Below are 6,125 nucleotides of genomic sequence, written 5' to 3'. Positions count from 1 at the left end.
ACCAATTCCGCCACCATCGCTCAGTGCGTATGATACAAACTATGTGATTATTGGTGCGAAGGGAGGGACTTGAACCCTCACGTCCGTAAGAACACTAACACCTGAAGCTAGCGCGTCTACCAATTCCGCCACCATCGCGTACCGTGCAATACATTACAGTATTGCTAACCACGGAGGCGCATTCTAGAGATTTTCCCGTTGGCGTCAACAGATATTTCGCGGCTTTTGGCCGACTGCTTTAAAAAGCATCATAAAGCCGTGCGAAACAGCTGACACCAGGGGAAAAACGCCGAATTAACGTCCTCGGGCACCTCGGCCATAAACGGCGCGGTAGACTTTAAAGCGGCCAGTCTGCGCCAGCACTTCATGACTACCAAAGACTTCATCCAGCACCTGCGGATAAGGCAGGAAGGCGTTAGCCACAATGCGCAGTTCGCCGCCGCTGTTCAGGTGCTTCACCGCTCCGCGAATCAGCGCATTGGCTGCATCGAGGCTGGTTTGCGTCCCTTCGTGGAATGGCGGGTTAGACAGAATCATGTCAAAACGGCCCGTCACGTCAGAGAAGACGTTACTGGCAAACACTTCACCTTCCACACCATTGGCGGCCAGCGTCGCTTTACTCGCTTCAATCGCCGCAGCGTGCACATCACACAGCCACAGACGGACTTTTGGCGAATGCTGAGCCAGCACGGTAGCAATCACACCGGCACCACAGCCCATATCCAGCACTTTCCCTTTGGTGTGAGGGGCAAGGGTGGAGAGCAGCAGTGCACTGCCAACATCCAGATCATCGCGACTAAACACGCCCGGTAAGGTATGAATGGTCAGATGTTCCAGTGCATAGGTATTGCCGTAGTTTTCTGGTGAGAAGCTCGGCTGCTGCGTCAGCTGGCCGTGATAGAGACCACAGCGACGCGCGCTATCGATTTTCTCTAACTGTACCCACTCTTCTACCACGTTTTCTGCACTGCGCACGCCGCTGCGGTTTTCACCGACAACGAAGACATCCGTCCCAACGGGCAGTAACGAGAGCAGGTTTTGCAGCTGAAACTGTGCTTCTGGTTTGTTTTTCGTCCAGAAGTACACCAGCGTATCGCAGCCCTGAACATCTTCAGCGGTCGCGACCATGCCATAGGCGGCATTTTCACCCAGAGAGCGACTTAAGTCCTGCCAGTGGTGATATTGCTGGGTATGGACACGCGAAGAGGCAGTCTCCAGACGGGCGGGCAGGTCATCCTGCAGATCGCCAGCAAACAACACATGGCGGGTAACAAATTCATCGCTATGGCGCAGTATGACTTCACTGGCCGGGGTAAAAGCAGACATTGCAAACTCCTGTTAGATCAGAGCGGCGATTATAGTGCTTTGTTGGCACATGTTCGATGGGTTTGCTAGCATAGCGTCGCAATATAGCCGCAAATTCAGGAAACCGCATGACGTCCAGGCGTGACTGGCTTTTACAGCAAATGGGGATCGCTCAGTACCAACTGCATCGCCCGCGCGTGCTGCAAGGGGAAATTGCGGTAGCGCTGGCGGCGGATACGCGTTTAGTGATTGTCGCCGAAACCCTGCCTGCACTGCGTGAACCGCTGCTGCAGGATGTGCTCCATACGCTGAATTTACAACCGGCCCAGGTGATGCTGCTGACACCGGATCAACTCGATCGTTTGCCAGAGAAACTCAGCTGTGCAGGTTGGTTATTGGGCGTAGAGAGCAAGCAACCTTTTAACGGCATCGTGTTAACGAGTGCCACTTTCCCTGAGCTTAACCACAGTGCAGCGGCAAAACGCGCCTTGTGGCAACAGATGTGTGATCATGACAACCCTCTCTTTACTCACGCCTGAAGCGCTGCCTGCCGCGCTAGATATTGAGCGTCGCTGCCATGCGTTTCCCTGGAGCGAGCAGACATTTGCCAGTAACCAGGGCGAGCGTTTTATTAATTTGCGCCTCGATGTTGAAGGGCAAATGGTGGGTTATGCCATCACCCAGGTGGTGCTGGATGAAGCTTCGCTGTTTAACATTGCTATCGATCCCGCTTTTCAGCGCCGGGGCTACGCGCGTCAGTTGCTGCAACACCTGATCGGTGAACTGGAAAAGCGCGAAATACTCACGTTATGGCTGGAAGTGCGCGCTTCTAACCAGCCAGCGATTGCGCTCTACGAGCAGCTCGACTTTAACCAGGTCAGCCGCCGGGCTAACTATTACCCCACTGCCAGCGGGCGAGAAGACGCCATCCTGATGGCGTTAACGCTGTAGCGTTGTGCTAAGGAAGATTATGTTACAAGACTGGGACTGCATTCTGTTCGACGCCGACGACACGCTATTTCATTTTGACGCCCTTGCCGGGTTGCAGCGTCTGTTCGCCAGTTATGATGTGCAGTTTACTGACCACGACTATGCAGAGTATCAGGCGATTAATAAGCCCCTCTGGGTCGATTATCAAAACGGTGCTATCAGCGCACTGCAACTGCAAACGCGCCGTTTCATCGGTTGGGGTGAAAAGCTCAGCGTCGCGCCTGAGGTGCTTAACAGCGGCTTTCTCGCGGCCATGGCCGAGATTTGCCAGCCGCTGGACGGTGCTGCGCATCTGCTGAAAACCCTGCATGGCAAAGTGCAGGTTGGCATCATCACCAACGGCTTTACGGCCTTGCAGCAGGCGCGCCTGGAGCGTACTGGCCTGCGCGAGCTGCTGGATGTGCTGGTGATCTCTGAGCAGGTGGGCGTGCCGAAACCGGATGTGCGTATTTTTGACCACACGCTGGCACTGCTGGGCAACCCCGATCGTGAGCGTGTCCTGATGGTTGGCGATACGCCTGAATCCGATATTCTTGGCGGCATCAATGCCGGGCTGAAAACCTGCTGGCTGGATAACGGCTCTCGCGTGCTGCCCCCAGAAATCAAACCAACCTGGCAGGTACAGTCACTGGCCGAGCTAGAAGCGTTGCTGACGCGCTAAGAATCGTTTCACGAATAGTGCATGTTATGCGCCACAAAGCCCGCCAACCGGGCTTTTTTTATAGTAGTATCGTTTCAAGAATCGTTTCACGAATCATTTCATGGGCGCGCGAAAATGGCTGATTTAGTCTCTTTGTTGCTTGAAGATCCCCGCAGCGGCGCTGAGCTACAGGCGCTGCTTGGCATTAGCCCAGCGACGCTGTCGCGGCAGATCCGCAGCCAGCCGGAAGTGATCAGTTGGGGAAAAGCCCGTGCCACACGCTATGCCTTGCTCAGGCCGATTCGCGATCGGCGTCAGATAGCCTTGTGGCGCGTAACATCGCAAGGCATCGCTGAAGAGGCTGGTACCTTATTCCCTGTCTGGCCGCAGGGGAGCTGCCTTTACGTTAATACTCAACAGCATGGTCAGTTCTACTCCGGTCTGCCGTGGTTTTTGCAGGATATGCGTCCGCAGGGCTTTCTTGGACGGGCATGGGGACGAGAGCATGCGGCGGTGTTGGGGCTGACGGCTGATATTCGCGAGTGGCAGGAAGAGGAGTGTTTGCTGGCGCTGGCTCTGTGCGGGGCAGATATGCCCGGTAACTGGCTGGTTGGCGAAACCACTTACCAGCGCTGGTTGACTGCATCAGCAACATCACCCATCGGGGTAGCCGAAAAATCACAGCAATATCCGCGGTTGGCAAGCCAGGCATTAAGCGGTGAAGAGCCCGGTTCTTCTGCAGGTGGTGAGCAGCCGAAATTTCTCTGTTATGCCGATGTGGGTCACTGCCTGGTGAAATTCAGCACCAACGCAGAAAACGAAAATGGTCAGCGATGGCGCGATATGTTGCGGGCAGAACATCATGCGTTACAGCAGATGTTGCATGCCGGCCTGCCCGCTGCCCAGAGCCAACTGTATGAGAGCCGCGGTCAAGTGTTCCTTGAAGTACAGCGTTTTGATCGCTGTGGTGAGCGTGGCAGGCTCGGAATGGTGTCGCTGGAAGCATTGGTCGCGGAGTATGCAGGCAGACCCCAACAGTGGCCGCAGGCGTTGCAGGCGTTGCGACAGCAGAAAGTGATTTCCCAGCAGGCCGTCGATCGCGGCACCTTACAGTGGGCCTTTGGGCGGCTTATTGCTAACAGCGATATGCACGCCGGTAATTTGTCGTTTTTCACCGCTTCAGAGCCACTGGAGCTTACGCCAGCTTATGACATGCTGCCGATGGCGTTGGCCCCCAACAGCCAGGGCCATATGCGCAATGAAGTGGAGTTGCGTCTGGAAACGGCGTTGCCACGTGCGGTTTGGCAGCCAGCCTCAGCGCTGGCGCTGAGCTACTGGCATGGGATTGAGCAGGACGAACGGTTCAGTGCTGGCTTCCGTGCCATTGCCCGTGCGGCACAGCAGCAGCTAAAGGATATGCAGGTGATGATCGCTCGGATGGCCTGAACGGCTTACGGCGCTTTCTTTTCTTCCTCAGTATCTTCCTCTTCTTCTGGCACCGGCGTGCTAGCCGTAAGCAGGAAAGGGGATTGCTGCCAGCGTGTGCGGCGGTCGCGTAGCAGGGTGCGGGAGAGAATAATGCCAATGGCCAGGGCGGTTAACATCATCAGGCGCAGCAGGTTAGTGGTGTTATCCACCTGACGTGATTCTGTCACCAGCACGTGCGTATCCAGCGTGATGCGCAAGAAGCCGAGCGGGCCATCGCTGCCACCCAGTGGTTGTACGATTTGGTGATTAAAATAACTGCCTGCACGGCGACCATCTAACGCCAGCCGGTCACGGACATTAATGCCTTCTCCACTCCGTGCCACCAGCGAGCCGTCGTCAGCATAGACCGAAGCATCAAGAATACGGTTGTTGCTGGTCATCTGTTGCAGGATGGCTTCAATCTGCGGGCGGTTATCGTCGCTGTTGTCCATTAGCGGTTGCAGGGAGAATGCCACCTGCTTCGCCAGTGCGCGCGCCAGATCTTCCACCTGCTCAGAGCGTGCCATTTGATGGCCGAGACTGAACCATGATGCGCCCTGCATCAGAATCACCAGCAGCGCCAGCGAGATCAAGACAATCACCGTTCGGTGCAGTCGAAATTTTAGTGTGGATTTTGCCATTACCAACCCGGGTCACATCGCAACAGAAAGCAGACAGATTATGTTGCCAGAAGCGGCGCAGACAAGGTAGCCTTCTGCGTGGTTTTGTTGTCCCTACAGGAGCCGTAATGCCTAACAGTTTAACCTGGTGCGATCTGCCTGCCGATGTCTCTCTCTGGCCAGGTCTGCCTCTCTCTCTCAGCGGTGATGAAGTGATGCCGTTGGATTATCGTGCTGGACGTACCGGCTGGCTGCTGTACGGGCGCAAGCTGGATAAGCAGCGCCTGACGGATTACCAGCACAAGCTGGGTGCCGCGATGGTGATCGTCAGTGCCTGGAGCGTGGATGATTATCATGTCATTCGCCTTGCGGGCTCGTTGACGCCAAGAGCCACTGAGCTGGCGCACAACAACGGGCTGGACGTCGCCCCACTCGGTAAGATTCCGCATCTGAAAACGCCAGGACTGCTGGTGATGGATATGGACTCCACCGCGATTGAGATTGAATGTATTGATGAGATCGCCAAGCTGGCGGGCAGCGGTGAACTGGTTGCGGAAGTGACCGAGCGCGCTATGCGCGGTGAGCTGGATTTCAAAGCCAGCCTGCGCCAACGTGTTGCGACCCTGAAAGGGGCGGATGCCAATATTCTCAAGCAGGTACGTGATACCCTGCCGCTGATGCCAGGCCTGAAAACGCTGGTCGCACAGTTGCAAGGTTTTGGCTGGCAGGTGGCGATTGCCTCCGGCGGCTTTACTTACTATGCCGATTATCTGCGCGATACGCTGGGCCTCGCGGCTGCTGCCGCAAATGAGCTGGAAATGCGCGATGGCAAACTCACGGGCGAAGTGGTTGGTCCGATTGTCGATGCGCAATATAAAGCCGATACGCTGTTGAAGCTGGCTGAGCGTTTTGAAATTGCCGCCGATCAAACCGTTGCGATTGGTGATGGCGCCAATGATTTGCCGATGATCAAAGTGGCTTCGCTGGGGATTGCCTATCATGCGAAGCCAAAAGTGAACGAACAGACCGAAATCACCATTCGCCATGCGGATCTGATGGGTGTGCTGTGTATTTTAAGCGGCAGCCTGCATTAATTCGGGTTG

General features: G+C 55.7%; 7 protein-coding genes and 1 tRNA gene. 5 read left to right on the top strand and 3 right to left on the bottom strand.

Translation table 11 applies throughout. The features are described 5' to 3' along the window. Nucleotides 1–51: 51 nt before the first annotated feature. A tRNA-Leu gene (locus B880_RS0101635) sits at nt 52–138 on the bottom strand. Nucleotides 139–294: 156 nt separating this feature from the next. Beyond that, on the bottom strand, nt 295–1,326 hold the full coding sequence (rsmC, locus tag B880_RS0101630; RefSeq protein WP_017345644.1) for a 16S rRNA (guanine(1207)-N(2))-methyltransferase RsmC: 1,032 nt from the start codon (nt 1,324–1,326) through the stop codon (nt 295–297). 107 nt (nt 1,327–1,433) lie between these two features. On the opposite strand from rsmC, the gene B880_RS0101625 reads away from it, so the two are divergent. The 4 genes from B880_RS0101625 to yjjJ all read left to right on the top strand — a co-directional run bounded on the left by B880_RS0101625 (nt 1,434) and on the right by yjjJ (nt 4,381). Next, nucleotides 1,434–1,844 (top strand): DNA polymerase III subunit psi, encoded by a 411-nt coding sequence (locus tag B880_RS0101625; RefSeq protein WP_017345643.1) that lies wholly within the window; start codon nt 1,434–1,436, stop codon nt 1,842–1,844. Beyond that, nucleotides 1,816–2,256 (top strand): ribosomal protein S18-alanine N-acetyltransferase, encoded by a 441-nt coding sequence (gene rimI / locus B880_RS0101620; RefSeq protein ID WP_017345642.1) that lies wholly within the window; start codon nt 1,816–1,818, stop codon nt 2,254–2,256. Before B880_RS0101625 ends, rimI begins: the two co-directional genes overlap by 29 nt. A 19-nt stretch (nt 2,257–2,275) precedes the next feature. Then, entirely contained in the window at nt 2,276–2,956 is a 681-nt protein-coding gene (yjjG, locus tag B880_RS0101615; protein ID WP_017345641.1) for a pyrimidine 5'-nucleotidase, read from the top strand. Between the two features lie 114 nt (nt 2,957–3,070). Further along, nucleotides 3,071–4,381: a type II toxin-antitoxin system HipA family toxin YjjJ gene (gene yjjJ / locus B880_RS0101610; RefSeq protein ID WP_017345640.1), complete on the top strand. Its 1,311-nt coding sequence runs from the start codon at nt 3,071–3,073 to the stop codon at nt 4,379–4,381. 5 nt (nt 4,382–4,386) lie between these two features. Here yjjJ and B880_RS0101605 read toward each other — a convergent pair whose 3' ends face one another. Continuing rightward, nucleotides 4,387–5,043 carry a YtjB family periplasmic protein gene (locus B880_RS0101605; RefSeq protein WP_017345639.1) on the bottom strand — a complete coding sequence of 219 codons (657 nt, stop codon included), beginning with the start codon at nt 5,041–5,043 and terminating at the stop codon, nt 4,387–4,389. A 107-nt stretch (nt 5,044–5,150) separates the two neighbouring features. On the opposite strand from B880_RS0101605, the gene serB reads away from it, so the two are divergent. Beyond that, a complete protein-coding gene (gene serB / locus B880_RS0101600) occupies nt 5,151–6,116 on the top strand; it encodes a phosphoserine phosphatase (RefSeq protein WP_017345638.1) in 966 nt (321 codons plus the stop codon). Nucleotides 6,117–6,125 lie beyond the last annotated feature (9 nt).

It is taken from the genome of Pantoea sp. A4 (assembly GCF_000295955.2).
GTDB lineage: Bacteria > Pseudomonadota > Gammaproteobacteria > Enterobacterales > Enterobacteriaceae > Pantoea > Pantoea multigeneris.
This window is presented reverse-complemented; position numbering and strand designations above follow the sequence as displayed.